The 25105-nt window shown below is 58.3% G+C and carries 17 protein-coding genes and 1 tRNA gene; 10 read left to right on the top strand and 8 right to left on the bottom strand.

The features are described from left to right. On the bottom strand, positions 1–225 hold a 225-nt coding region (locus VNM72_00400; GenBank protein HXF03858.1), incomplete at its 3' end, for an ATP-dependent Clp protease proteolytic subunit. Positions 226–249: 24 nt separating this feature from the next. After that, positions 250–1575 carry a trigger factor gene (tig, locus tag VNM72_00395; GenBank protein ID HXF03857.1) on the bottom strand — a complete coding sequence of 442 codons (1326 nt, stop codon included), beginning with the start codon at positions 1573–1575 and terminating at the stop codon, positions 250–252. 277 nt (positions 1576–1852) lie between these two features. Here tig and VNM72_00390 point away from each other — a divergent pair, with 277 nt between their 5' ends. The 3 genes from VNM72_00390 (at position 1853) to VNM72_00380 (ending at position 4573) form a co-directional block, all read left to right on the top strand. Next, positions 1853–2446 carry a NifU family protein gene (locus VNM72_00390; protein ID HXF03856.1) on the top strand — a complete coding sequence of 198 codons (594 nt, stop codon included), beginning with the start codon at positions 1853–1855 and terminating at the stop codon, positions 2444–2446. Positions 2447–2504: 58 nt separating this feature from the next. After that, positions 2505–3788, top strand: a complete 1284-nt coding sequence (locus VNM72_00385; GenBank protein HXF03855.1) for an ATP-grasp domain-containing protein — start codon at positions 2505–2507, stop codon at positions 3786–3788. A 68-nt stretch (positions 3789–3856) separates the two neighbouring features. Continuing rightward, a complete protein-coding gene (locus VNM72_00380) occupies positions 3857–4573 on the top strand; it encodes a tetratricopeptide repeat protein (protein HXF03854.1) in 717 nt (238 codons plus the stop codon). Here VNM72_00380 and VNM72_00375 read toward each other — a convergent pair. The 5 genes from VNM72_00375 to VNM72_00355 form a co-directional block, all read right to left on the bottom strand. Further along, entirely contained in the window at positions 4570–5649 is a 1080-nt protein-coding gene (locus VNM72_00375) for a nucleotidyltransferase family protein (protein HXF03853.1), read from the bottom strand. The two genes, VNM72_00380 and VNM72_00375, sit on opposite strands and share 4 nt — an antisense overlap. Beyond that, entirely contained in the window at positions 5649–6173 is a 525-nt protein-coding gene (locus VNM72_00370) for a PqqD family protein (GenBank protein ID HXF03852.1), read from the bottom strand. The genes VNM72_00375 and VNM72_00370 overlap by 1 nt, the downstream gene beginning before the upstream one ends. Positions 6174–6198: 25 nt before the next feature. Further along, positions 6199–7104 (bottom strand): hypothetical protein, encoded by a 906-nt coding sequence (locus VNM72_00365; GenBank protein HXF03851.1) that lies wholly within the window; start codon positions 7102–7104, stop codon positions 6199–6201. Between the two features lie 167 nt (positions 7105–7271). Next, the gene (rho, locus tag VNM72_00360; GenBank protein ID HXF03850.1) at positions 7272–8462 is read right to left on the bottom strand and encodes a transcription termination factor Rho; all 1191 of its coding nucleotides are present in this window, start codon (positions 8460–8462) and stop codon (positions 7272–7274) included. A gap of 42 nt (positions 8463–8504) precedes the next feature. Beyond that, positions 8505–10127, bottom strand: coding sequence for a sigma-70 family RNA polymerase sigma factor (locus VNM72_00355; GenBank protein ID HXF03849.1), 1623 nt, complete (start codon positions 10125–10127; stop codon positions 8505–8507). Positions 10128–10438: 311 nt separating this feature from the next. Here VNM72_00355 and VNM72_00350 point away from each other — a divergent pair, with 311 nt between their 5' ends. From VNM72_00350 to mpl, 3 genes are read left to right on the top strand one after another with little or no spacing between them, the layout of a single operon-like run. Continuing rightward, a complete protein-coding gene (locus VNM72_00350; GenBank protein ID HXF03848.1) occupies positions 10439–12067 on the top strand; it encodes a glycosyltransferase family 4 protein in 1629 nt (542 codons plus the stop codon). Positions 12068–12087: 20 nt separating this feature from the next. After that, positions 12088–12468, top strand: a complete 381-nt coding sequence (locus VNM72_00345) for a helix-hairpin-helix domain-containing protein (GenBank protein HXF03847.1) — start codon at positions 12088–12090, stop codon at positions 12466–12468. A gap of 51 nt (positions 12469–12519) precedes the next feature. Then, positions 12520–13962 (top strand): UDP-N-acetylmuramate:L-alanyl-gamma-D-glutamyl-meso-diaminopimelate ligase, encoded by a 1443-nt coding sequence (mpl, locus tag VNM72_00340; GenBank protein HXF03846.1) that lies wholly within the window; start codon positions 12520–12522, stop codon positions 13960–13962. On the opposite strand, the gene VNM72_00335 is transcribed toward mpl, so the two are convergent. Beyond that, positions 13941–14019 (bottom strand) — tRNA-Glu (locus tag VNM72_00335). The genes mpl and VNM72_00335 overlap by 22 nt on opposite strands. Positions 14020–14276: 257 nt before the next feature. Between VNM72_00335 and VNM72_00330 the strand changes: the two genes are divergently transcribed. From VNM72_00330 to VNM72_00315, 4 genes are all read left to right on the top strand, one after another. Continuing rightward, a complete protein-coding gene (locus tag VNM72_00330) occupies positions 14277–15062 on the top strand; it encodes a LecA/PA-IL family lectin (protein HXF03845.1) in 786 nt (261 codons plus the stop codon). Between the two features lie 52 nt (positions 15063–15114). Continuing rightward, positions 15115–16506: an L-seryl-tRNA(Sec) selenium transferase gene (gene selA / locus VNM72_00325; GenBank protein HXF03844.1), complete on the top strand. Its 1392-nt coding sequence runs from the start codon at positions 15115–15117 to the stop codon at positions 16504–16506. A 357-nt stretch (positions 16507–16863) separates the two neighbouring features. Continuing rightward, positions 16864–22290, top strand: coding sequence for a choice-of-anchor D domain-containing protein (locus tag VNM72_00320; protein ID HXF03843.1), 5427 nt, complete (start codon positions 16864–16866; stop codon positions 22288–22290). Between the two features lie 566 nt (positions 22291–22856). Next, a partial coding sequence (locus VNM72_00315; GenBank protein ID HXF03842.1) for a vitamin B12-dependent ribonucleotide reductase occupies positions 22857–25105 on the top strand: 2249 nt, incomplete at its 3' end.

The raw sequence follows: 25105 nt of genomic DNA, 5'->3' as shown, positions 1-25105 counted from the left end.
CCCGCCAGGACTGTTGATGTAAATGGAGATGTCGCGGTCCGGATCCTCGGCTTCCAGGAAAAGGAGCTGAGCGATCACCAGATTGGCCACCGTGTCGTCAATCGGTGTGCCGATGAAGATGATGTTATCTTTGAGTAAACGGGAGAAAATATCGTAGGCCCGTTCACCTCGGCTCGTTTGTTCGACAACCATTGGGATCAACGCATTCAGTTCGTCAAACCGCATACGCTCTACGCCACTCTCACCCCCTCAGGTTCGTTCCGCCGCCTCCACGATCTCTGTTGTCACCTGCGCGTGTGCCACCACCGTCTCCAGCGCCTTTCGATTCCGCAATTCGTCTCTGATACTATCGAGCAAGCCTTCCTTTGTCAAGCGCCTCTTCAGATCGGCGGGAGAGTAGTGAAATCGCGCGGCGCGACGCGCAATTTCCGCATCCACCTCGGCCTCGCTGACGGTGATGCCTTCGAGGTCGGCGATCTTCTCCAGGATCAGGGCGGCACGCAGTTCTCGTTCGGCCAGCTCGCGGCTGGTCTCGACGAGCGCCGACGTTTTCGCTTCGACGGCCTCCACATCTGCCCCTCGCTCCAGCAGAATCCTGACCATTTGTTCGGCCTTGCGTTGAGTCCGTACCTGAAGCACCGTCGGGGGCAGTGAAAACCGATTCTGATCGAGCAATTGGCCCAGCACCTCCTGGTGTAGGGCTTCCTGCGCCTCTTTCTCTCGTCGGTCAGTCAACTGCCGGCGAATCTTCTCCCGCAACTCGTCGAGCGTGCTCACCGTGTCGTCTACGGAGCGGGCAAATTCGTCATCCAGGGGGGGGACGTCCTTCCGGCGAATTTCGAGAAGGCGAACCGCGTGACGAATCGTCCGACCGGCAAACTCCGGAGGGAAAGAATCAGCCGGATAGGAGAGGACGAAGGACCGGCTCTCTCCTGTGCGCAGACCTATGAGGTTGTTGTAAAAGTCCGGCAGCAGCTTCTGAGGGTTCAGCTCAAGCTCCTGTTCCCGATCCCGATAAAGAACTGACGTCTCGCCAGAGTCGTTCGACAGGACCTCGGCGGTGGCCTCCACGGTGACAACATCGCCAGCCTGTGCCTCGGTCCGGTCCGTGGGCACAAGCACGGCGTGAGACTCCTGAAGTCGGTGCAAGACGGCATCAATGTCTTTGTCGGTCACGGCGACAATCTTCTTCGTCGCCCGGAGCCCCTTGTAGGGTTTCACCTCGACCGAGGGGAAGACTTCCATGCGGATTTTCATTTTCAGCGGGGCTCCCTCGCTCACGCTCGCTTCGATGACCTCCGGCTCCGATGCCGGCCGGATCTGAAAACGGCGCACGGCCTCCTCAATGAGTCGAGCGAGAAGGCGACGGGAAACTTGATCCTGAACATCGCGGCGAAACCGCTGACGCAGAACCGACACCGGGACCTTCCCCCGCCGAAAACCCGGAAGCTCCACCTGCTCGGCGAGAGTCCGGTAGACCGAGGCAAATTCCCGGTTCACTTCATCCGCCGCGAGTTCGAAAACAATTTCCTTCTCGCAATCCGAAAGGTCCTGAAGCTGTATGATCGGTACCATCAGCGATCCGTCCCGGTGCGGCTGAGGTCTCTTGGTCGCTATGACCATCAGTGGATTGCCGGGAGACAGTTCACCTCCCGTGAAACGTCCTCACCGGCGCTCGCGCGGCTCCTTTCTCCTTGCTCATCCTCCCACAAAGTGAGGCGTTACTTTAGCACGCGGAGATGGTCCGTGCAAGGAGCGGGAGAAATTCCGCACGGCCATATTGTTTCCCTCCCGAAAGTCTGCTATCGTTCCCATCTCAATGATCACACAAAAGTATGAGGTTAAGTCGCCTATGACAGATGAGATCAAAATCACGGCCGAGATCCAAGCCGACCCCCTCAAATGCCGATTTACCGTTGATCGCCCTGTTTATGAGGGGGCGGTTTACTTTGGCAGCAGAGAAGCCGCTCGTGGATCGCCCCTGGCAGAGGCCATCTTCGACATCGGCAACGTCGAGTCCGTCCTCATCTCGGGGAATCTGGTGACGGTGACCCAGGCGACCTACGCGGAATGGCTGCCGATGGCCAAGCAAATCGGTGCAACCATCCGGCGCATTCTTCAATCGGGTACCCCGCCCGTCTCCGAGGAGGTGCGAAAGCGTCGGACCTCGTCCGAGGAGATCCGCCGGAAAGTGGAAAAGCTCCTGGCGGAATACATCAATCCCTCCGTCGGGTTACATGGTGGTTTCATCGAGTTGATTGACGTGATGGACAACAATGTCTTTTTGCGCATGGGTGGAGGATGCCAGGGCTGCGGCGCGGCTCCCATCACCTTGAAACAGGGAATCGAAGCCCTCATTCGCGAGCACATCCCGGAGGTGGGAAATATCTTCGACACCACGGACCACGCGGCGGGGCAGAATCCCTACTACCAACCCCTGAAGTGAACCCATCCGCTGTCACAGCAGGGAGGGCGCGAACCCATTCAGTGTGAGTGGCAGGGAGGTGAAGAGAGTACTGTTGCTGCTGCCCGCGACGACGTATCGGGCTGAGGATTTCCTCACTGCCGCCGCTCGCCTCGGGGTCGAGGTCGTCGTGGGAGTGGATCAGGCGAGCACTCTCCAAGGCCTTCAGCCTCATCGTCTGCTGACGCTTCCCTTCGATGACGTTTCGGAAGCATTGCGCGTGGTCCAGGATTTCTCTCGTTCTCACCCGATTGATGCTGTCGTCGGCGTTGATGATGAAACGACCGTCATAGCAGCAGCTCTGTCCGCTCAACTCGGCCTGACGCATATTTCTTGGGAGGCGGCAGCCGCCGCCCGGGATAAGTATCAATTGCGTCAGCGTCTGTCGGTGGCAGGCGTGCCCGTCCCCCAATTCCAACGCCTCCGTCTCGACTCTGATCCTCACGATGTTGCTCACGGCATTTCCTATCCCTGCGTGCTCAAGCCCTTGTTCCTCTCCGCCAGCCGAGGAGTCATTCGGGCCAACACCCCAGCGGAATTTGTCCGGGCATTTGCGCGGATTCGACGGATTCTGTCGGAACCTTCCGTCCGAAGTCGGGGGCGGGATCTCGCACAGTATCTTCTGGTCGAGGACTACATCCCCGGGAGCGAAGTCGCTGTTGAGGGATTGATCACTGCGGGAGAGCTGCACGTCCTCGCTCTATTCGATAAGCCAGACCCTCTAGAAGGCCCCTATTTTGAAGAAACGACCTATGTGACGCCTTCGCGCCTGCCCGCCCCAACGCAACAGGCAATCGTTGACTGTACCGAACGGGCCTGCGCGGCATTAGGTTTGACCGAGGGTCCGATTCACGCCGAACTGCGCATCAACGCCGCCGGTCCGTGGGTGATCGAGGTGGCAGCCCGAACTATTGGTGGATTATGCTCTCGGACCTTACGATTTGGCCTCGGTCTGACGCTCGAAGAATTAGTGCTGCGCCATGCGCTCGGATTGCCGATTCCAACCTATGGGCGTCGGTCTGGGGCGTCCGGCGTCATGATGATTCCTGTCACCCGGCGGGGCATTCTCCGCGATGTCTCCGGGCTGGCTGAAGCAACAAGCGTGCCCGGTATCGAGGGGGTAACGATAACCATCCACCGGGGTGAGGAAGTGATTCCCTTACCCGAGGGAGCACGCTACCTCGGCTTCATCTTCGCTCGCGCCGAGACGCCGGAAGACGTCGAAGCGGCATTGCGGGAAGCGCATCGTCGCCTGACAATTGTCATCGAGGATGCACCGGCCCCTGACGGGTCAAACGCTTACCCCGGTTGCGAGGAATCATAATGCTCGGCTCATCACGTCCTCTGTTCAACAACAGTAGGGCGAAGTTACCCGCTCTCTTTCTGAGTGCGATGGTCATCTGGGCAATCGCGGGGTGTTCTCGCCTGATCCCGACGGCGGAAGATCATTACCAGCGGGCTGAACAATACCTGGCCAGCGGGAACTACGATCTGGCCGTTCTTGAGCTGAGGCGTGCTCTCGCCATCAAGCCCCATTTCCCGGAAGCTCATTTCCGGCTCGGGTGGATCATGTTTCACATCCAGGGGGATGTCAAAGGCGCGATGGCCGAATTCCGCACGGCCATTGAGCAGGGCTATAGCCACCCGGCTGTTCACTATGAACTCGGGGCGGCTTTACTGGAAGCTGAGTTCTACGATGATGCCCTTGAGCAATTCAATCGAGCCATCGAGTCCGATTACGATACAGCGCAGGTGCGCCTTGATCGTGGCCGGGCATGGCTCGGTAAAGGGGAACTGGAAAAAGCAGAGCAGGAATTCCTGATGGCTGTTGAACGTCATAAGCCGGTGGAATTCCCTCTGGCCTATTACTATCTCGGCGAGGTGTACCAGCAACAAAAGAAGATCGCCCAAGCCATCACCGCCTATCAAACATACGTTCAGATTATGACCGCACGGTTGGAAACCCTAGCCGCCGAGCAGCGGGAAGCCGAGGGGGAGATCATCGGAGCGCCGCCCCCGATTCAAGACATGCCCGATATCGAGACCGTGAAGCAACGAATTGCTGCACTTCAGACACAGCTTTCGACCGGGCAGGTGCCTCCCCGCTAGAGCGTGTGGGTCGCAGTCGCTCGGAGCACCCTCCGGATGAGATGCACCGCTCGCACGGCACAGTCAGCCAGTTGAATCGGGAAACGAGGAAAGTTGTCAAAGCGTGCGTTCACCGTGACGGTTGCTTCGATTGGATTCGGCCACTTGTGCCGGATTTCCTTCAGGATCATCCGAGGAGAGCGGATGGCGTATTCTGTCGGGATGCGAGGGTGATACGGAGTACCCCACTCGCGCAGGACGGCGGGAATAATCCATCGGGGAAGGGTTTTCATTTGGTCGCTCAGCGGAAGATAATCACGGGCGAGGTCAAAAACCTTCTGCGCGAGAACCAGCGCGCACCAGGCCCATTGCGTTCGGCGAGTTGAGCCGCTGGAGAAATAGTCCCAGTCGAACGTTTTCGAGAGCGATTCGAGTGTCGCTGCAATGTCGCACAGCCAGAGCGGGCGAACGGCTCCGTGTCGGAGCATATGCAGACATAGCAGGCGAAGGTGATCTTCCGGGCTGAAGACACGCACTTCCTGCCCATCTATGGTGATAGTCTGCGCTCGGCGATACAACAGCTCCGGAGGCCGATCATCGAGTTCGGCAAATCCCCGATGCAGATCAACGGGAGCGAGGACCGTACCAGGAATCCTAAGTGTCGCGCGCGCGATTTCATACTGCTCATCGGGGACGTACAGGTCAAAGTCCCCAGAGGGGCGGAGCCCCGGCTCGGGATAAAGGCGGGCAGCCACAAGTCCCTTTCCCATAAGGGGCGTCACGTTATTCTGGGCGAGTCTGCGAAGAACCTCCGCAAGCTGACGCTCCTGGACAAGGGCCTGAATCGTTGAAAGGCGATAGGCCTGGTGCAGTTGTGCCACAGAGGGGAAGGAGTGATAGCCGGAATGAGCGATCCTCCACCACGCAAGGGGTGCAGCTCCCGACTTCAACAAGAGGGGGAAGAGGATTTCCAGATCGTCAAGAGGGAAATCAAGCGGAGGTGGGGACGCGCGCCAGCTCCCTCTCAATAGCGAAGCTATCCGTGCTCCTAATGAGGAGGGATCGGTTATCCCTTTGCCTGTCGTTCCCTTCACCATCAAAGCCGGCAATCACACCTTCGATTCCTTCCCCCGGAGGGCAAACACCGCCTCCCCGGCCGGTCAGTACAGGGAAGATTGGGACACTGGCCCGGTGGGGAGTCGCGGCATTGGTCTCTTGTGACACCCGTTGTAGCCTGGGCCGCCGTTGGGGCCACAATGGCTCGCACGCTGGGAAGTAGCGTCGAAAGACTTGCCGCGACGGCGAGCTTGCCGACTTTCTTCAAAAGGTGTCGGCGGGCCGGGGTCATGGCCTGGCGTCCGGGGCCATCCCGTCGGAGAAGATGAGCGCGCTCCAGACGGAGCAGAGCCAGTTGGATGACCCAGTCCTCAATATCTTTTCCCAACTCCCGGTTGAGCAGGTCCTTCATCCGTGCTGGTGGCGTCTGCCCGTCACAATACCGCCAGATGATCGCGGCCGTTCGATTCAGGCAGTAGGCGCGATGCCTCTTCAGATCGTAAATAAGGGTCTCCTCCGCAAGCTCATGAACAATGAGTTCTTCTTCGCGCTTCTGGGGAAACATAAGCCGCCTGTCCTTTGCTGTTGTTTCACGGGGACAGGGAGGAAGACCGTCCGGAACGGGCAAGGAGTTCGGAGCTGACAAGTTTCTTCGCACCGGGGGAACACGTTTTCAGGCGGCTGAGCCACTCAAGGAGTCCAACGGCCAGATCACGCGCTTCTCCCCGGTCACCTTTAAGGGCTGTCGCGTGGGAAGCAACAACGGACAGTGTTTTCAGGACGCGTTCTGGCTCTCTCCGAGCAGGAAGCGTATGCCGCAAGAGTTCAAGAACGGTTCTGCCCGGAGTGAGCAGTTGCGGTCGCCACCGGGCCCCCGGTTGAAACTGCGTGAAAACGATTAATTCTACTGGCAGAGGACGGCTACCCACTGTGCCCCCAAGTTCAGCGATTGAGTATTTCCTGGGCAATCCGGAATGCTCATCCCGGATTCCCAGCGCAATGGGATAGGGGTGGACACGGCCCGACGCGTCAAAGACGGCAAACTCATCCGAGTAATAACTGGCTCCTGCTTCAACCAGGGACCTGACGAGCGAGGTTTTTCCGCTCCAGGTCCGGCCCGGAATAACGATGGCGCGACCTTGCCATCCCACGACACCGGCGTGAACGAAGACCCGATACCGTGCCCGCTCGGCAACGTAAAAATGGAGGTCAAGCTCCAGCAGGCGGAGCGCCTGGCTAAGATCGGTTGTTCGCGCCAGTCGCACAGCGCCCGAATAAACAATGTGAAAGTGACGGATGGATGCCGGCCCTCTCCCTCCCACGACGAACGAATAGAGGTAATCCACGATCGGTCGGGAGAGCGGTTTCCATCCTGGCGGAAGGAGGGGGTAGATCAGCGGAAGAACATCGGGGGTCGTCGTGCGGATACCGACTCGCACGCCATAGGCCCGGAAGGAAATTCCCGCCGCCCACCCGAGGCGGTCGAGCTTCTCCATTCAACCCGATGGGCGTTGTAGTTGAGGCGGGTGAATGTACTCTGTCATGGTGGTGAAGAAAAGCCTTTCGGGCACGAACCGGAAGTAATCTGGAGGACTTCCGGGAATGACGCCGGGAACGCGGGTGTCGCCACCAATGCTATGCGTCCCCGGGGGGAAGCGCCGGATTAACTGGCCAGTGACCTCCGCGACGACGAGACAGCAGCCCGCTCAGACTCGACCTGGAGAGAATTGAGGAAGTCGGCATTGGTCTTTGTCTTGGCCAGCCGTTCCAGCATCAGTTGCATGGCTTCGACGGGCGACAGCGTGGCCAATACCCTGCGAAGGACAATGATCCGGTTCAGGTCCTGTGGCGGTATGAGCAGCTCTTCTTTTCGCGTGCCCGACTTATGGATGTCAATGGCCGGGAAGATCCGCTTATCCGCCAGAGTCCGATCGAGGTGAATCTCCATATTGCCCGTTCCCTTGAATTCTTCGAAGATCACCTGATCCATCCGCGATCCCGTATCAATGAGGGCGGTCGCGATGATGGTTAGGCTCCCGGCGTCTTCGAGATTCCGGGCAGCTCCGAAGAACCGTTTCGGCTTCTGCAGGGCACTGGCGTCAATTCCTCCCGTGAGCGTCCTTCCGCTCCGTTCCACAATCGAGTTATGAGCCCGCGCCAGACGGGTGAGAGAATCCAGGAGAATAACGACATCGTGGCCGTATTCGACCAGTCGTCGGGCTTTCTCCAGGACGATTTCAGCAACGCGTGCGTGGCGCTCGGGCGATTGATCGAACGTGGAGGCGACGATCTCGCCGTGAACCTTCCGATCCCAATCGGTCACTTCTTCGGGTCGTTCGTCAATCAACAAAACGATGAGTTTGACCTCGGGGTGATTGCGCGTGATCGAGTTGGCGATCGTTTGCAACAGAATCGTCTTCCCCGTTCGAGGGGGCGCCACGATCAGTCCTCGTTGACCCTTTCCGATAGGTGTCAGAAGGTCCATCACGCGAGCCGAGAGGTTATCGGGTACCGTTTCCAGGCGGAATCTCTCTTCTGGGAACAACGGCACGAACGTCTCAAAGGCCGGAATTTCCCGCCGTTTTTCCGCTGGTTCCCCGTTGACCGCCTCGATCCGAACCAGAGCAAAATATCGCTCATCGTCGTGAGGGGGACGGCAGACTCCACAGATAATATCGCCAGTTCGTAAGCGGAATCGCCGGATTTGCGATTGCGCCACGTAGATATCATCCGGGCTCTGAATGTAGTTGTTCTCGGGCGAAAGAAGGAAGCCATGCCCTTCCGGCAGTACTTCCAGCACGCCTTCGATCAGGATCAGGTCCGAGCCCGATCCTTGTCGTGGTGTGTGTTCCATCGGAGGTGATTCGAATGTATTTCGCATATCCGTCATAGCCTCTTACCCCAGAAAGGATTTCAACTTTGAGCTAATCGTCGGATGGCGGAGTTTAGCAAGCGCGCGCGCCTCAATCTGGCGAATGCGTTCGCGGGTCACACCGAGATGGCGTCCGATCTCCTCCAGCGTGTATTCTTCGCCGGTGGGATTCAATCCGAAGCGCATCCGAATGATCACCTCTTCCCGGGGCGTCAAGACCTTCAGCGATTCCTCGGTGATTCGCTTCAGGTTGTTTTGAATTGTTGCTTCAATCGGGTTGTTCGAGGAACGATCGGGGATGAGGTGACCGAGGCGCACCTCCTCGTTCTCGAACATCGGCGTCTCCAGCGACACAGGGCCCTGGGCAGCCTCCATGAGCTGTCGGAGTTTCTCGGTGGTGATCCCGACCTTGCGGGCGATCTCTGCGGGCGTCGGATCCCGCCCCAGTTTTTCGCTCAGTTCGCGGGTGACCTGGCGAATGCGTTCCAGAGTGTCAGTGACATGAACCGGGAGCCGGATGGTTCGCGCCTTATCGGAGATGGCCCGGCGAATGGCCTGCCGGATCCACCACACCGCATAGGTGGAAAACTTGTAACCGCGTCGGTAATCAAACTTATCAACGGCTTTCATCAGGCCGATATTGCCTTCCTGAATCAAGTCCAAAAGGGGTAGACCGAGGTGAGCATAGCGCTTGGCAAAGGCAATCACCAGGCGCAGATTAGCTTCTGTCAGTTCTCGTTTGGCCTGCTGGGCTTGATTCTGGCCCTTCAGGATCCGTTCCAACGACTTCGCCGGTTCCTGGATGTAAGCGCCGTACTGCTGGGTCAGTTCCCGAACGCGCTTGCGGGCCGCCCGTAGCTGAGCCTGAAACTCACGTTCGGCGCGGCCTCGCCGACTGCGCTTGCGGGATTGGGTGAGAGCCTCAACAGCCGCACGGGCTTCTTTGAGCTTGTCGGCAGCCTCCTGTATGCGCTGGATCAGGTGGTCCTGGAATGCGGCGGTGAAATGAAACTGACGGACAATCCGTGAGATTTCAATTCGCGTACGGGCTAACTTCCGCAGAAGCCGCGCCCGTTGCCGAGAGTGAGCAGGACCCCCCCTGACCTTTTCTGCTTGCTGGAGCAACCGGCGATAGCTTTTCTTCACGTCTTCAAGAAGTTGGAGAGTTTCCTCACGGAGTTGTTCAAGTTTTTCGTCGCTGACGGTTTCTTCTTCAGCAACCTCGACAATCTGCCGCACGTGGATCTCACCCTTTTTCAGTTTGTCTCCCGTCGCGATCAGCTCAGCCAGAACGATGGGGGAGCGGGAGAGTGCCTTTTTCACCATCATCTCGCCGCGCTCGATCCGTTTCGCCAGCATCACTTCCCCTTCCTGGGTCAGAAGGGGTGTTGAGGCGATCTCGCGGAAGTACGTCCGAATCGCATCAACAGCCTCGATCTCCCCCGGCTCTCCTTCGCCCGCCACGGTCTCTTCTTCTTCAACAACGCCTTCTTCCTCGGGAAGAGTGCGTAACTCGCTGCTGAAGTCCTCCTCGGGATAGGCAATGTCAAAAAGGTCATCCCGCCCAAAGCCTTCCGGCAACGAGGACGACTCCTCCTCTAGAGGCATCAGGACAGGATCATCAATCTGTTCCAATAAGGTCTCCATAGGCTTTGTGTTCTTCAAGACTGGATTTCGCCTCCGAACCACAGGATGTCATGAGCGAGGTCTTCGTTGCTTACTTATTACAGCGCACCTTTCCTGAGCCCGTCCTTTCGTGATCATTAGCTCGTCGTCGGGGCCCTCCGACGTAACCCCGGGCATCCCACCGGCACACGGCACCACGTCCTCCGGTAATTCTAGACGTGGTGACATTTCTCATCCCCAATCTGGTAACCTGCTGTTCATCCCCTCGGGGTCCCCTCTCGCTCTGCACCCCTCTTACTTCACAAACACCTTAGTTTAGGGATTTCGCTGTCGTGTGTCAAGTGTTAGTTTCGACCGGAGCTTATTTGAGTCCACGGGGACTCCCGAGTTTTTGTCCAAGCCGGGGAAGGCCACTCCCTGTTCGGGCAAAAGCCCCGTTCAGCAAACCGGCCAAATTCAAGTACGCAGCCACATCCCCAACTTATGGTAAAATCACCTCGCTGGTGCAATTCATTTCTGGCGCCGGTGGACAGGAGTTAGGCCTTGTGAAGATCGCATTCGTGACTCACAGATTTTTGCCTGAGCACCGGGCAGGCGTGGAAGTTTTGACCGACGGGCTCGCACGAGCAGTAGCTACCCGGGGCCACACCCCTTTAATCATTTGTGCCGATAAGCGAAACGGTTCCAGTGGGATAGCCGTCACTCGTAGTGATTACCAGGGACTGCCAGTCCTTCGGTTGCGTTTTGCAGTCCCACGCGAGGCCCCCTTCCTTCACTCCATCTACCACCCGGAAGTCGGAGAGAAGGTCTTCGAGATATTCCGGCAAGAGCATGTGGACCTTGTTCACGTCATGAATTGCCTGTTCCTCTCGGCATCCGTCATAGATGCGGCCACCAGGGCGGGTCTGCCGATCGTCTGGACGTTAACAGATTATTGGCCCATCTGCTGGAAGACGACCTTGCTCACATGGGATGATCGGCTCTGTCCCGGTGATTGGCAGGTCTCTCCCAGGGAGTGTCTGGCCTGCATCATCCATGAAACTCGAACCTACAAAAGTCACCGTCTGTTCCAGGGGGTAGCTCCGGATCACCTGGCCGCTATCCTCTTTCGACTGGGTCGCTGGCCGGCCTTTCGGAGGCATCTCCCGCCCCTTGTCGCCGATGCCGTTGACGCAGTGTGTTACCGACCCGAGCGACTTCGTTCCCTCCTGGAGAAGGTTGATGTCTTGGTCGCGGTGAATCCCTTTGCATTCGAAGTGTTTCGTCGGGCAGGACTTCCAGAAAGCCGGTTGAGACTGATCACCCAAACCGTGGACACAAGCAGGATTCTCCCTACGCAGTCGGGAAACATTCCATCTTCCCCGGGCCGGGAGGGCAGTACGCGTCTTCGAATTGGCTTTATCGGGCGAATCAACTGGGTCAAGGGGGCTGATTTGTTGGTCCGAGCCTTCATGCAGGCTGACAGCGACCATCAGGCGAGCCTTGAGTTCTTTGGTGACTTCGACGACCCGACGTTCGAGTCAGCCCTGAAGCGTCTGGCAGGCCATCATCCTCGTATTCGGTTTCACGGCTCGTTTCCTCCCGAACAGATTGGAACCGTTTTGGCCTCTCTCGATGTGCTCGTTGTCGCCTCTCGCTGGTATGAGACGGGGCCTCTGACAATTCTCGAGGCTCAGACTGCCCGTGTTCCGGTCATCTGCCCTCGTCTGGGTGAGATGCAACGAATGGTTACCCATGAAGTCAACGGCCTCCATTTCGAGCGGGGAGACGTTGATGACCTCGCCCGTCAGCTCCGTCGTATCATCGCCGAGCCCTCACTCCTCGAACGCTTCAGGCAAAATATCCAACCAATCAAATCATTTGATGAAATGGTTCGTGAGTATGAGATCCTTTACATGGATTGCCTGAGACGGACGACCCCGGCCGACGGCTGGCGTGGAAACAGGGGATCACAAGGGTGAAGGTCGTGAATCGTTCCCTCATGATCGAGATCATCCGTTGGTCGCTTGCCGGTGTTTTTCTTTTATTCGTCGCCATGGGCGCTAGCCGTTATGTGGAGACTCGGCGGACGAAACTCCTAACCGCACCTGCGGTTCCGTTTCCTCCGGAGACAGCTCGCTGTGATATTCAGGCCACGAGTGAGAGTGGTCGAGCATTGGCGCCGGTGCAGCGGCTGAGTCTTAATCGGGCATCTCGTCAAGACCTCGAGAGGCTTCCCGGGATCGGTCCTGTCCTGGCCGACGAGATAATCCGTCTCCGGGAGCGTCATGGACCCTTCCAGAAAGTGGAAGATCTTCTCATCGTCCCCGGTATTGGCCCTGAGAGGTTTCGTCGGCTGGCCCCGATGCTCTGCGTTGAGTGATGATCTTCTATGCAGGTCAACCGAGTGACACAACACTGAAGGAGAACGGCGATGGTGCAGAAGCATTATCACCTCATAGGGATATGTGGAACCGCGATGGCCGGTCTGGCAGGTTTGCTCAAAGCGGCGGGGGATCGGGTCACCGGCTCGGATCAGGATGTTTATCCCCCAATGTCAACTTTTCTCAGCAATCTGGGAATTCCTGTGTTCAATGGGTACCGGGAAGAAAATCTTCAACCGCACCCAGACGTCGTCGTTGTGGGAAATGCCCTGTCGCGCGGGAATCCCGAGGTCGAGTACATGCTTGATGCCAAGCTTTATTACCAGTCTCTACCTGAGGTGCTCAAGGAGAGGTTTATCCGGGGGCGTCACTCAATTGTGGTGGCGGGTACACATGGGAAGACAACGACAACATCCCTCGCCATCTGGACGATGGTCCAGGCCGGGATGAACCCCAGTTTCCTTGTGGGCGGGATCGTCGAAAATCTGGGAACAAGTTATCAGTTGACCGACAGCGGATTCTTCGTCATCGAAGGCGACGAATACGACACGGCTTTTTTCGACAAGGGACCGAAGTTCGTTCACTACCTTCCGGACACTGTCATTCTCAATAGCATCGAGTTTGATCATGCCGATATTTACCCCGATCTGGAAGCGGTGAAGACGGCATTCCACCGACTTCTCAATCTCATCCCCCGGAGGGGCCGTTTGATCGCCGACGGGGATTCCCCGGTTGTCCGGGAACTGGCTATCAAGGCATGGTGTCCCGTGGAGTTCTTCGGTCTGGAAAATGATGCCGACTGGAAAGCGGTTGACATTTTCATCGGCCAGGGTCACACGGAGTTTCGCGTTCTGGCTCGCGGCGAGACTTATGGTCGTTTTCAGACCCCGCTTGTGGGACGTTTTAACGTGAAGAACTGCCTGGCCGTGATTGCTCTGGCGGCTGCCCTCGGCATTCCGAAGGAAACCGTGGCGCACGCCCTGAGGTCGTTTCGCAGCGTGAAACGGCGTATGGAGGTTCGGGGGGAAGTCAACGGGATTCTGCTCGTAGATGATTTTGCTCACCATCCAACGGCAGTGCGCGCAACCCTGGAGGCGCTCAGGGCGAAATACCCTGGCCGTCGTCTCATCGCCCTATTTGAGCCTCGCTCTCGGACATCCCGATTACGGCTGATGGAAGCTCCCTATATCGAGGCTCTTCAGATGGCAGATGTCGCCGTTCTGGCCCCGGTCTTCAAACCCGACGTTGTACCCGAGCCGGATCGGTTGCGACCCGAAGCCATTGCGGCGGCGCTTCAGCGCCAGGGGAAATCTGCCTCCGCCCTGGACTCTGTTGCCGCCATTGTGGACTATGTCGCCCGTATCGCTCGGACTGGAGATGTGATTGTGATTATGTCAAACGGGGGCTTTGGGGGAATTCACGAGAAACTGCTCGCGCGGTTACAACAGGCAGCGCCATCACTCACGGGGGATGGCGTCGCCGGCGGGATTTGAACCCGCGAATCCTGGCTTGAAAGACCAGTGTGTTAGACCTGACTTCACCACGGCGACGCTGCCATATTTTTAGCACGAGGGGAGTGCTCTTGGCAATCGGTCGCCGGTGGATTTCTCCTTTGCTCGGACGGCGATCTTTGATATGTTAGTCGCGTGACAACCGACCCTGAGTCAGCACAAAGGGGGTGATCATGCGAAAGCGACAGCGATGGCATAGACCCACTCGATTGATATTCGGAGGGCTTGGTGTTGTTGTCTTTGTTCTCGCCCTGGCGTCTCGTGGAGGAGCTTTGACCGCTGAGGAGGATCATATCGTGAAGCTCAGAAATGGATCTGTCCTTCGAGGACGGGTGATTGCGTTCGATGGGCGAGACTTCACCATTATTCTGGCAGGGACTCGAAGCCGCGCGATCATTGCCGTCGAGGACGTTGAGAGTATTGATTTCGGACAGGGACGCGAGGCGGAGCACTCCCGGTCGGTCGCACCTGAGGCGACGAGTGCTCCTTCACGCCGGGCAGAAGAACAGCCGTCCACGAAGATCTCGCCTCCCCCTCCCCAGTCTTCCAGTCTGCCGCCTTCGTCTCAACCATCTCCACCTACAGTATCGTCGGCGGTGACTTCGCGTCCTCAGCCAGTACCGGCAGAAGGTTCCTTAAAGGAAGCCCCTCCCCCCGCGAAAGACTCTCCCGCTCAGGTTCAAGCTCCCCTTCTGCCTCAGTTCCGCGAAACAACGGTGACCGTTCTCGCGGCTGAAGGGAACTGGCAGGACACCGGGCTCGATGTTCGCAAGGGCCATCGTATTCGGATCTCAGCAACAGGGAGGATTCGCATCTCTCCGACCCAATCCTGCGGGCCTGAAGGAATCGAGCTGAAAGACCCGGCGAAGATGATGGCTCAGAACCCGAGCGGCGGCCTCATTGCCGTCATCGGCGATGATAATGATGATTTCATCTTCGTTGGACGAGCGACGGAAATCATCGCTCGGCGCAATGGCCGACTCTTCCTCATGGTCAACGACAGCCGTTACGAGGACAATTCCGGTGAACTCACGGTGAAAATCCAGGTGGAGGAGCCTCCCCCCAAAACGTCCGTGAAGTGAAAGTTCAGAGGGCATCAGGTGTCAGCGCGGTCCCTTCAGATCATGGGGAGTTATGGTGAGAACTGAAATCCTCCGAGCCATTCCCTCAATAGACGCTGTTCTTCGCTGGCCGGCCATTCAGGAGTTCGTCTCCCGCATCGGTCCGGGGCTCGTCACGCAAGCCGTTCAGGGGGTGGTCGAAGAGGTGCGACAAGAGGTCCGGGCAGGCCGAGCATTTTCAACTCCTGAGGACCTCCATCGTGAGATCGAATCACGCGTCATCCGCGTCTGTCGAAAGATTCAGTCTCCCTCGCTCCGGCGCGTCATCAATGCCACCGGCGTGATTATCCACACTAATTTAGGTCGGGCTCCTCTTTCGGCGGATGCCCTCGCCGCCCTGGAAGAGATCGGGATGCACTATTCCAATCTGGAGTATGATCTGGAGCAGGGACGCCGGGGCAGTCGTGAGGTACACTGCCAGGAGATCCTTCGTCGGCTTCTCGGTGTCGAAGGGGCCGTCGTTGTCAATAACAATGCCGCTGCCGTTTTCCTCGTCCTCAATACCCTGGCCGAAGGAGGAGAGGTCATCGTCTCGCGGGGCGAACTGGTCGAGATTGGAGGGTCTTTTCGCCTTCCCGAGATCATGGAGAAGTCGGGAGCTATTTTGCGGGAAGTGGGAACGACCAACCGCACGCGCCTATCGGATTATCGGCGGGCGATCTCCGAACGAACGCGATTGATCCTTCGCGTTCATCGGAGCAATTTTCGCATTGTGGGCTTCACGGAACAACCGGATTTGTCAGATCTCGTTGCTCTCGCACACGAGTGTGGACTCCCCTGTTTTGAGGACCTCGGGAGCGGCTGCCTCATTGACCTGTCTCGGTGGGGGATTGCCGACGAACCAACGGTTGCACACTCTTTGTCCCGAGGGGTTGATCTATGCTCGTTCAGTGGAGATAAGCTCCTTGGCGGTCCCCAGGCCGGCATCATCGTTGGGCGGGCATCGCTCATCGAGAAGATCAAGCGAAACCCGTTGATGCGTGCCGTCCGACCGGATAAGTTGACCTTCGCGGCCCTTGAGGCGACATTACGAGGCTACCTCCGGGCGTCACCCGAACAACAGATCCCGGTTCTGAGGATGGTCACTTTGTCGCCAGCAGTTCTCCGGCGACGTGCCCAACGGTTCGTGCAACGGGCGCGACGGCTGGCCGATTCTCGCTGGAACTTCTCGCTTCGGCCCGGGTATTCCGTCACCGGTGGTGGGTCAGCGCCGGAAGCTCGTCTGGAGACGACCCTCATCGCCGTTCACCGAGATGATCTCTCGGCCAACGAGCTGGAGAAAAAACTGCGGGATGCGCAGCCGCCCGTCATCGCACGAATCGAAGATGACCGTTTGGTCCTCGATCTCCGCACCGTACAGCCAGACGAAGAGCGCCTCCTGCTCGATGTGCTTCTTTCTCTTTAAACCGGTCCGCAAGTGAGGTGCTTTGGAAAGCGCGCGCTTCCGAAGCGCCTCTCGCCTCAAGATACGGGCGCTCCGAGGGTACGGGGCGTGGACAGCCGCGTCTAACTGTTTGTTGCACAGTCTCTGGTTCGCCCTGGCGGTTCGCCTTATTCGTTACCCTGGAGATTACCTCCGCTCACAGTTCGTTTCACCTTGATCGGGCGAGAAAGGCAGATATAATCTTGCGGGACGTGCGATGCAAAGATCTGTTGACCGCTCTTAAAAATCACGATTGGCTTTTTGATATCGAGGAGCTGAGACGCCATTCCGATGGGGGCGGAGCCGATGCTGAGAAAGATTGGTGATGTAGCCTCTTGTATGATTCTCCTGGGCGTTGTGGTGGCTGCGGGGATGGAGACCGCTCCTCCTCTGTCGCCTGGCTTGAGCAGGAGCGCCAGCCCGGTTAAGGCGCAGCTTTGGAAGGGGGGTGGCACATTTGGCCAGGAGAAGTCGTTGATCCTGCGCCGGAAAAATCTGATCCTGGCTGAAGCTGTGCATCTGCCGATAGAAGTCGTCAACAATCCTGGATTGGCCAGGGTGCTACATGCACAATTAGTCCTTCCGCTGAGCCTTGCCTCCGGGGATTTCGATGAAGATGGCCGGAGTGATCTCGCTCTTTCTTACCTTGCCCCTCAGGGAGGAATCATCACCTTTCATCGAGGACGGGCGAGTCTGATTCGAATGCCTGATCTCTCCCTCATTGAATCGAGAGGTAACCGCATATCACGTCATGCTCGCTCGCCCGAATCGGTTCGCCCACAAGAGGCGGTTCCCTTCGACAGCCGCGCGCACGTCTATCCCGTGTCAATCATCCCGGAGGTTCTCGCTGCCGTTGATGGGGATGCCGACGGGCACCTCGATCTTGTTGCAGCAGAAAGAGGGAATCGCGCCATCCTCCTGCTCAAGGGAGATGGTCGGGGAGGGTTCAGTGACGTTCGCCAGCTCATGCTTCCGGGTGAACTGACCGAACTGGCTGTGGGAGATGTGAACCGAAGAGACGGAATCTCTGATCTCGTTGTTGGTGTTACTCGCCCGGACGGCCATCAATTGCTGATTTTTGAGGGACCCGACGGGTTCCTTGCCGCCTGTCCTAAAAGTTTCGCGATGCCGGAGGAGATCTCCGCCATTACTATCGGTCAGGTGGACGACCGGTACCCCATTGACATCGTCCTCACAGTCGGCGCAGAGGCTGTGATCATTCTTGGTCGTGAGGACACCTCTTTTGCCGGCTCCTGTGAGCCAGCTCTTGAAGCAGAGCCGAGAATCGCACGGCGATCCTTTCCTGCCCGATTGATCGCCGTTGCTGTCGGCGACTTCCTCGCGGACGGCGAATTTCGCCATGAGATTGCTCTCCTTGACGAAACCGGCGTGCTTCATATCGTGAGGGACTCCGAGCGGGTTTCTGTTCCGCTTCCACTGGATGAAGCCGCGACGGTAGCGGGCAGTCGTCACGTGAATGGCGAGAAAGTCCGGATGGTTCCCATTCGGATGACGGGTCAACATCTGGACGATCTGATCGTCGCGCGCTCCGGTTCCGATCGGCTTTTTCTCTTCACGAGCAAAGGGACGCGAGCGGGTACTTCTGGGTTTTGGTCCCTTCAAGCCGATGTGGACTCGTTAGATGTCGCGGGAGGGGTCTCAGACCTGCTGGCCGAGCAGTTGAACGCGGATGGCCAGAGTGATTTGGTGATACTGCCGTGGAATTCGGTTTCACCCTGGCTGATGATGAGCGCGGTGGCGCGGACGTTTGTAGTGACCCATACGGGTGATGGAGGACCGGGCTCCTTGCGGCAGGCCATCCTGGATGCAAACAGCTCGCCGGGGCCTGATGTTATCGTCTTTGACATCCCCACAACAGGTGTCCCACTAATCACCCCACAGTCACCGCTTCCGGAGATCACGGAAGCTGTGACCATTGATGGTTCGACACAGCCGGCAGGCTATGTGGAGATTGATGGGAGCGCGGCGGGCGTCGCCAACGGACTGACCATCACCGGTGGCAACAGTTTCATTCGTGGGCTCGTTATCACCCGCTTTCGCGCCGACTATGCGCGAGCCCTGAGCGTTACCGACCTGAGTCGCATCGGAGGGAACGGAATCGTCCTCAGTCGCGCTGGCGGAAATCGTGTTGAAGGATGTGTGATCGGCACAAATCTGGCGGGGGAAGCAGGGAGGGGAAATGGCCTGGCGGGAATCCTCGTTGCCAGCCCTGACAACATCATCGGAGGATCATCGGAATCGGCCCGAAATGTCCTTTCCGGCAATGTTGCCGGTCTCGCCGTGGCCGGCAGCTCGGCCACCGGAAATCTCGTGCAGGGAAATTTTGTCGGAGTAGATCGGGCGGGCCGCAGGGCGATCGGGAACTCCGTGGGAATTCTCGTTCTCGGCGCTCCAAATAATACCATCGGAGGTGTTCAGGCAGGGGCTCGAAATATCCTCTCGGGCAATGCGAAAACGCCACCCCCGTTGTTGCCACCGACACTGTCCGGGGGGATCGCTATTGCGGATTTTTCTGCCTTTCGGCTGAGCTTCACGGGCGCGTCGGGAAACCTCGTCCAGGGGAACTTCATCGGCACGGACGGTCGTGGAGAAGTTTCGCTCGCAAACGGCGCGGCGGGCGTAGCCATCCTCAGCGCGAGCGGCAACACCATTGGTGGGACGGTGCCGGCAGCGCGGAACATCATCTCAGGCAACAGCAAGTACGGCATCGTGCTCGCCGGGGGTGCGAGGAATTTCGTTCAGGGAAATTTCATCGGCCTGGCCGCGGATGGTCAAACACCCTTGCCGAACCATAGCAGCGGCGTTTTGCTTGCGGAGCGGACATCGGCAAATCTCATCGGAGGTACGGCTCCCGGTGCAGTCAACATTATTGCGTTTAATGAAGGCGACGGGATCTCCGTTGACGCCACCGCCGGAACGAACAACGCCGTGTGGCAGAATCGGTTTGTCGGCAATGCGGGCATCGAAGTGAACCTCATGGATCGGGGCGAAACCATCAGCATGCGAACACGCAATGATGATCGAGATCCCGATACCGGTCCGAATAACCTGCAGAACTACCCCGAACTCATGCGGGCCGAGGTGACACCCGATGGATGGATCACTCTCGTCTATCGAGTAGATTCAAGCCCCGTCAGCTCAGCCTATCCGTTGACCATTGAAGTCTATGCGGCAGGATCCGACGGTAAAGACCGGACCTTCCTTGCGCGCGATACCTACCTTTCCGAGTCAGCGGGAAGGGCCCGCACGTTCGTCGTGGGTAATGCCGCAACGCTCGGCCTGAGCCCCGGTGACCTATTGGTCGCAACGGCGACGGACGCCTCGGGCAATACGTCAGAGTTCAGCTCCACTATTGCTCTCGTTCAACAGCAAGACTTCACCCTCACCTGCACCCCATCGGTTTTGGGTGTGGCACCGGGATCGAGCGGCAGCTCGACCTGCACGGTGACGTCGAGTGGGGGATTCGCCAGCCCGGTCACGCTCTCCTGTCGGAACACTCCTGCGGGAGTGACGTGCAGTTTCAATCAAAATCCGATCACTCCAACGCCAACGACTCCTGCATCGAGCGTCGTCACGATCAACGTCGGAGCGACCACGACTGTGGGAACGAGTGCCATCCAGATCGTTGGCACGAGCGGAAGCCTTTCCCGGTCCGCCGATCTTCAGCTCACTGTGGGTTCAGCCGATCTCTTGGTGACGAAGACGGGAACACCGGATCCCGTCGTCGTGGGAAATGAGTTGAGCTACGCCATCACGGTAAGAAACAACGGTCCCCAGGATGCGACAGGAGTCGTTGCAACGGACACGTTGCCTGATGCCGTCACCTTCGGTTCTGTGCGAACGACCCAGGGGACGTGTACAGCGGAGCCGCCGAGGATCGTTTGCTCGGTGGGCACGCTTGCCAATGGCAGTGCAGCGACGATCACGCTTACGGTCAGACCATCACGAGAGGAAACACTCACCAACACCGTGAGCGTCAGAGCCAACGAGGCCGATCCGGCGAGCGCGAACAACTCGGCGACGGCCACCACGCGGGTTCTCGCGCCCAGAATTGAGGTGAACCCGGCAACGGTGGATTTCGGTCCCGTTGTTGTCGGGCAGAAGACCCAGAAGAGCATCACAGTCCGCAATACGGGAACAGGGCCTCTTGGAGTAACGGGCGTCGCGGTGAGCGATCCGCAGTTTTCCCTCTCTTCGCCGACGGCTCCGTTCACAGTGGATCCGGGGAAGGAGCAGGCGATGCTCATCGAGTTCCAACCGACAACACCGGGAGTGAAAACGGCCACGTTGACGGTGACCGGTACCGATCCCACGCGGCCGACGGCCTCCGTTACACTGCGGGGCGAGGGAATTGCGGCTGTTGCCCGAATTGAAGTTTCGGTTCAGGCGCTCGACTTCGGAGCGGTTCTCCCCGGCCACAGCAGCGAGCGAATGCTGACGCTGAAAAATACCGGGACGGCTCCGCTGATCATCAGTGCAGCCGCGACGAATAACCCCCAATTCACGGTCGTGTCTCCGACGATTCCGCTGACGATCCCACCGGGCGGACAACAAACGCTGACGCTGCGCTTTACCCTGATGGGCAAAGGGTTGCAAACGGGCACACTTACGATCACGAGCAATGACCCAGAGAAGCCCATGATCACGATTTCTTTGAGCGGGAGTGAAGCCTGTCGCACCCTGACGACCGGGGACTTCCGCGAAGCGGCAGGTCGGACTATTACTATCCCGATCAATCTGAGTGATGCCAGCGACATTGCGGCGCTTCGGCTCGTTCTCACCTTTGATCCGGCCATCCTGGCCATTCGAGATCGCCAGGCGGTGAGCCGGGGGACGCTCATACCGGCTGATTTCAGCTTCAACGTCAACGTCGGAACACGGGGTCAACTTGCCCTTCTTGTTGCGCCGCCATTACGGACACCGATTCCCACACTGCCGAGCCAGGCGGGAACAGTTGCTCTTGTTACCTTTGACGTGGTTCCCTCAGCGCCGGATCGGACGGCAATTCCCCTTCGCTTCAGTCTCGCATCGGCGGCAAGCCCGGCTGGAGTTCCGCTGGAAATCTGTGTTCAGGATGGGAAGTTCACCGTGAGAAATGTTCAGCCGGGCGATGTGACGCAGGACGGTCTCATCAACGAGCAGGACCTGCTGCGACTCATCGCCCACCTGACGGGAGAGAGTCCCCTGACGGGCTTGGCTCTGGAAGCGGCGGACACCAACTGCGACGGGATGGTCAACGAAGTGGACTTGATTTTCCTGATCCAGCATCTCACCGGTGAAAAACTCCTTCCCGATAGCTGTCCGGTGCGAACCGAGACACCCATGAGCGTGATCGCAGCGAAGCCGCGTCGGATTGCTCTCGGTCAGGTTGTTTCTGCCGGGGAGGAATACCGCGTCCCCGTTGTGCTGGACAACCCGGAGGGGATTGCCGCGCTCCGACTCAGCATCTATTTTGATCCCACCCTCGTTGATCGGATCACCGTCGAAAGGGGCGATCTTGCGCCCGAGGGATTTGTTTTGGTCACCCATTCGCAAACGGCTGGGGAAATGGTCGTCCTCCTGATGCCTCCTCTCGCTTCACCTCTGAAGACGTTCTCCCTGGGTTCCGGGAGCGTTCTGAGGCTTCGTGTTCGGGTGAAGGATCCGCAGAGGGCAGGCGAGGCTCTCTCCAGCGTCACAATCGTTCCATTGGGGGCATCAGACGCCACCGGGGCCGAAATCCGACTCGCTCATCCTCTCCGGTGACGGCCGGGCGCCTGCTTTCGATCCGGCTTCCTCCGGATTGGTGGCGAGTCCGTGGGATTTATCTCCTGTTCCCAGGGACACTGGGGCGGATTTTCCCATTCTGTTCCCCTCCGCAGGTTTTTCCGCTCGCCCGCGATTGATCGTGTGGCCGGGCTGAGGAGGGACTCGGTCCAGGCCTGATCGAAATCAGCAGCACTGCTGTAACTGCTTGAAAATGCGGGAAAGCCTGATTGGCCAGAGGCGTCTCACCGAGGGCCCGCTGTGCCGCTCATGGCGCTTCGCGCTCTGCTTTCTCCCGCCTCCCTGTGGAAAAACTGTCGAAATTCTGTGGAAAAAATTTTATTTTCTTCTCGCTCCGCCGCTTAGGGCCGAACCACAATATATTGCGATTTTTTTTCTTGACAAGCCAACCTATTGTGTTTAGACTAGGCACCGTCAGGCTGGCCAAACGATGTCGAAGCCAGCCGCACAAGCAGGAAAAATCGAGCGAGAAATCCGGCCGTCCACCGCGTGCACCGCTTGGTGGCTCCGTGTCGTGGAGATCTTTGTCGAGGGAGGTAGAAGAAATGCAACGGATCGAGGATGTGGTACAGGCTACGTCGTTCTATCGAGGAATGGAAATCAGGCGCTTCTATACGCGCCCCGGCGTGGATCCCTTTGATGAAGTTCTGTGGGAACGACGCACGGCGCGTATAGTGGGGAGTGATGGCAAGGTCGTCTTTGAACAACAGAACGTGGAGTTTCCCTCCTTTTGGTCCCAGTTGGCGACCGACATCGTCGCCCAGAAGTATTTTCGAGGGAAACTGGGTACGCCTGAGCGCGAGTACAGCGTGCGCCAGATGATCGGTCGAGTGGCCAACACCATCACCGAGTGGGGAATCAAGGATGGTTATTTTGCCTCAGCGGAGGCGGCCGATGCCTTCCGCGCCGAGCTGACCTATTTACTGCTTCACCAGATGGCTTCTTTCAACAGCCCGGTGTGGTTCAATGTCGGCTTCGAGCCCCGACCTCAGTGCTCGGCCTGTTTCATCCTTTCGATTGAGGATGACATGGACTCGATCCTGGAATGGTATCGGACGGAAGGGAAAATCTTTCAGGGCGGATCGGGGGCAGGCATCAATCTCTCGAAACTTCGGTCCTCGAAGGAGTACCTCTCCAAAGGGGGAAGAGCGTCGGGGCCGGTATCATTTATGCGCGGAGCCGACTCCATTGCCGGAACGATCAAAAGCGGAGGAAAAACGCGACGTGCCGCCAAAATGGTGGTGCTCAACGTAGATCATCCCGATATTCTGGAGTTCATCTGGTGCAAGGCCAAGGAGGAGAGAAAAGCGTACGCTCTGGCCGAAGCCGGCTATGATATGTCGTCGCTTGATTCCGACGGATGGATTTCCATTCAGTACCAGAATGCCAACAACTCGGTGCGCGTCACCGACGAGTTCATGCACGCCGTGCTGGAAGACAAAGAGTGGCACCTGCGGGCGGTGACCACGGGAGAAATCCTGGAGACGCACCGCGCCCGTGATATCCTCCGCCAGATCGCCCAGGCGGCGTGGGAGTGCGGCGATCCCGGGATGCAATTTGACACGACCACTAACGACTGGCACACCTGTCCTAATAGCGGGCGGATCAATGCCTCGAATCCTTGCTCGGAATATGTCCATCTGGACGATAGCGCGTGCAATCTCGCGTCACTGAATCTGATGAAATTCCTTCGCCCGGATGGCGAATTTGATGTCGAGGCATTCAGACACGCCGTGTCGGTCATGATCCTGGGGCAGGAGATCATCGTCGGCAATTCCAGCTATCCGACACCGAAGATCGCGGCTAACGCTCAGGCCTTCCGGGAGCTGGGTTTGGGGTACGCCAATCTGGGGGCTTTGCTCATGTCGCGCGGCCTTCCGTACGATTCCGAGGAAGGACGGGCCTACGCGGCGGCCATCACCGCGCTGATGACCGGACAGGCTTACTTGACCTCGGCCCAGATCGCCGAACGGATGGGGCCGTTTGCGGGGTTCGCCGTCAATCGAGAGCCGATGCTGCGCATCATTCGGAAGCATCGTGAGAGTCTCGTGCGGATCAACCCCGAGCTGGTTCCTCAAGAGCTTCTGGAGGCCGCTCACTATGTTTGGGATGAGGCCTTGCGCCTCGGTGAAATCTACGGCTATCGCAATTCTCAGGTCACGGTGATCGCTCCGACAGGAACCATCTCGTTCGCCATGGATTGCGATACCACGGGCATCGAGCCGGACATCGCCCTGGTCAAGTACAAGAAGCTCGTGGGGGGCGGGCTTCTCAAGATCGTGAATCAAACCGTCCCTCGAGCGTTGCGCCGGCTCGGCTATGACGAGCAACAGATCAAGGAGATCATGGCCTACGTTGAAGACCGGGGCACCATCGAAGGAGCCCCCTACCTCAAAGAGGAGCATCTGCCCGTGTTCGATTGCGCCTTCCGTCCCGTCAACGGTCATCGCTCGATCCACTATATGGGGCATGTGAAAATGATGGCGGCGGTTCAACCTTTCATCAGCGGCGCGATCAGCAAAACCTGCAATCTGCCCCATGACATCACCGTCGAGGAGATCGAGCAGCTTTTCATTGATGCCTGGCGGATGGGGTTGAAGGCAATCGCCGTCTATCGGGACGGGTCCAAGCGCACCCAACCGCTATCCACCGGTATAGGGGAGAAAAAGAGCGAGGCGAAGACAACGCCGGAGACGTCAGCGGAAGCCCCGAAGACGGAGCCTGCACCGGGTCCCCGGGAATACGTGCCCGTGCGCCGTCGGTTACCCGATACGCGCCGAGCGATTACTCATCA

Source organism: Blastocatellia bacterium (genome assembly GCA_035573895.1).
GTDB lineage: Bacteria > Acidobacteriota > Blastocatellia > HR10 > HR10 > DATLZR01.
This window is presented reverse-complemented; position numbering and strand designations above follow the sequence as displayed.

Bases quoted from the DNA above. Each gene is read 5' to 3' on its own strand.
- tig (HXF03857.1), bottom strand. From the start codon at position 1,575: ATGGTACCGATCATACAGCTTCAGGACCTTTCGGATTGCGAGAAGGAA.
- VNM72_00390 (HXF03856.1), top strand. From the start codon at position 1,853: ATGACAGATGAGATCAAAATCACGGCCGAGATCCAAGCCGACCCCCTC.
- VNM72_00380 (HXF03854.1), top strand. From the start codon at position 3,857: ATGGTCATCTGGGCAATCGCGGGGTGTTCTCGCCTGATCCCGACGGCG.
- VNM72_00375 (HXF03853.1), bottom strand. From the start codon at position 5,649: ATGGTGAAGGGAACGACAGGCAAAGGGATAACCGATCCCTCCTCATTA.
- VNM72_00370 (HXF03852.1), bottom strand. From the start codon at position 6,173: ATGTTTCCCCAGAAGCGCGAAGAAGAACTCATTGTTCATGAGCTTGCG.
- VNM72_00365 (HXF03851.1), bottom strand. From the start codon at position 7,104: ATGGAGAAGCTCGACCGCCTCGGGTGGGCGGCGGGAATTTCCTTCCGG.
- rho (HXF03850.1), bottom strand. From the start codon at position 8,462: ATGGAACACACACCACGACAAGGATCGGGCTCGGACCTGATCCTGATC.
- VNM72_00355 (HXF03849.1), bottom strand. From the start codon at position 10,127: ATGGAGACCTTATTGGAACAGATTGATGATCCTGTCCTGATGCCTCTA.
- VNM72_00345 (HXF03847.1), top strand. From the start codon at position 12,088: ATGATCGAGATCATCCGTTGGTCGCTTGCCGGTGTTTTTCTTTTATTC.
- mpl (HXF03846.1), top strand. From the start codon at position 12,520: ATGGTGCAGAAGCATTATCACCTCATAGGGATATGTGGAACCGCGATG.
- selA (HXF03844.1), top strand. From the start codon at position 15,115: ATGGTGAGAACTGAAATCCTCCGAGCCATTCCCTCAATAGACGCTGTT.
- VNM72_00320 (HXF03843.1), top strand. From the start codon at position 16,864: ATGATTCTCCTGGGCGTTGTGGTGGCTGCGGGGATGGAGACCGCTCCT.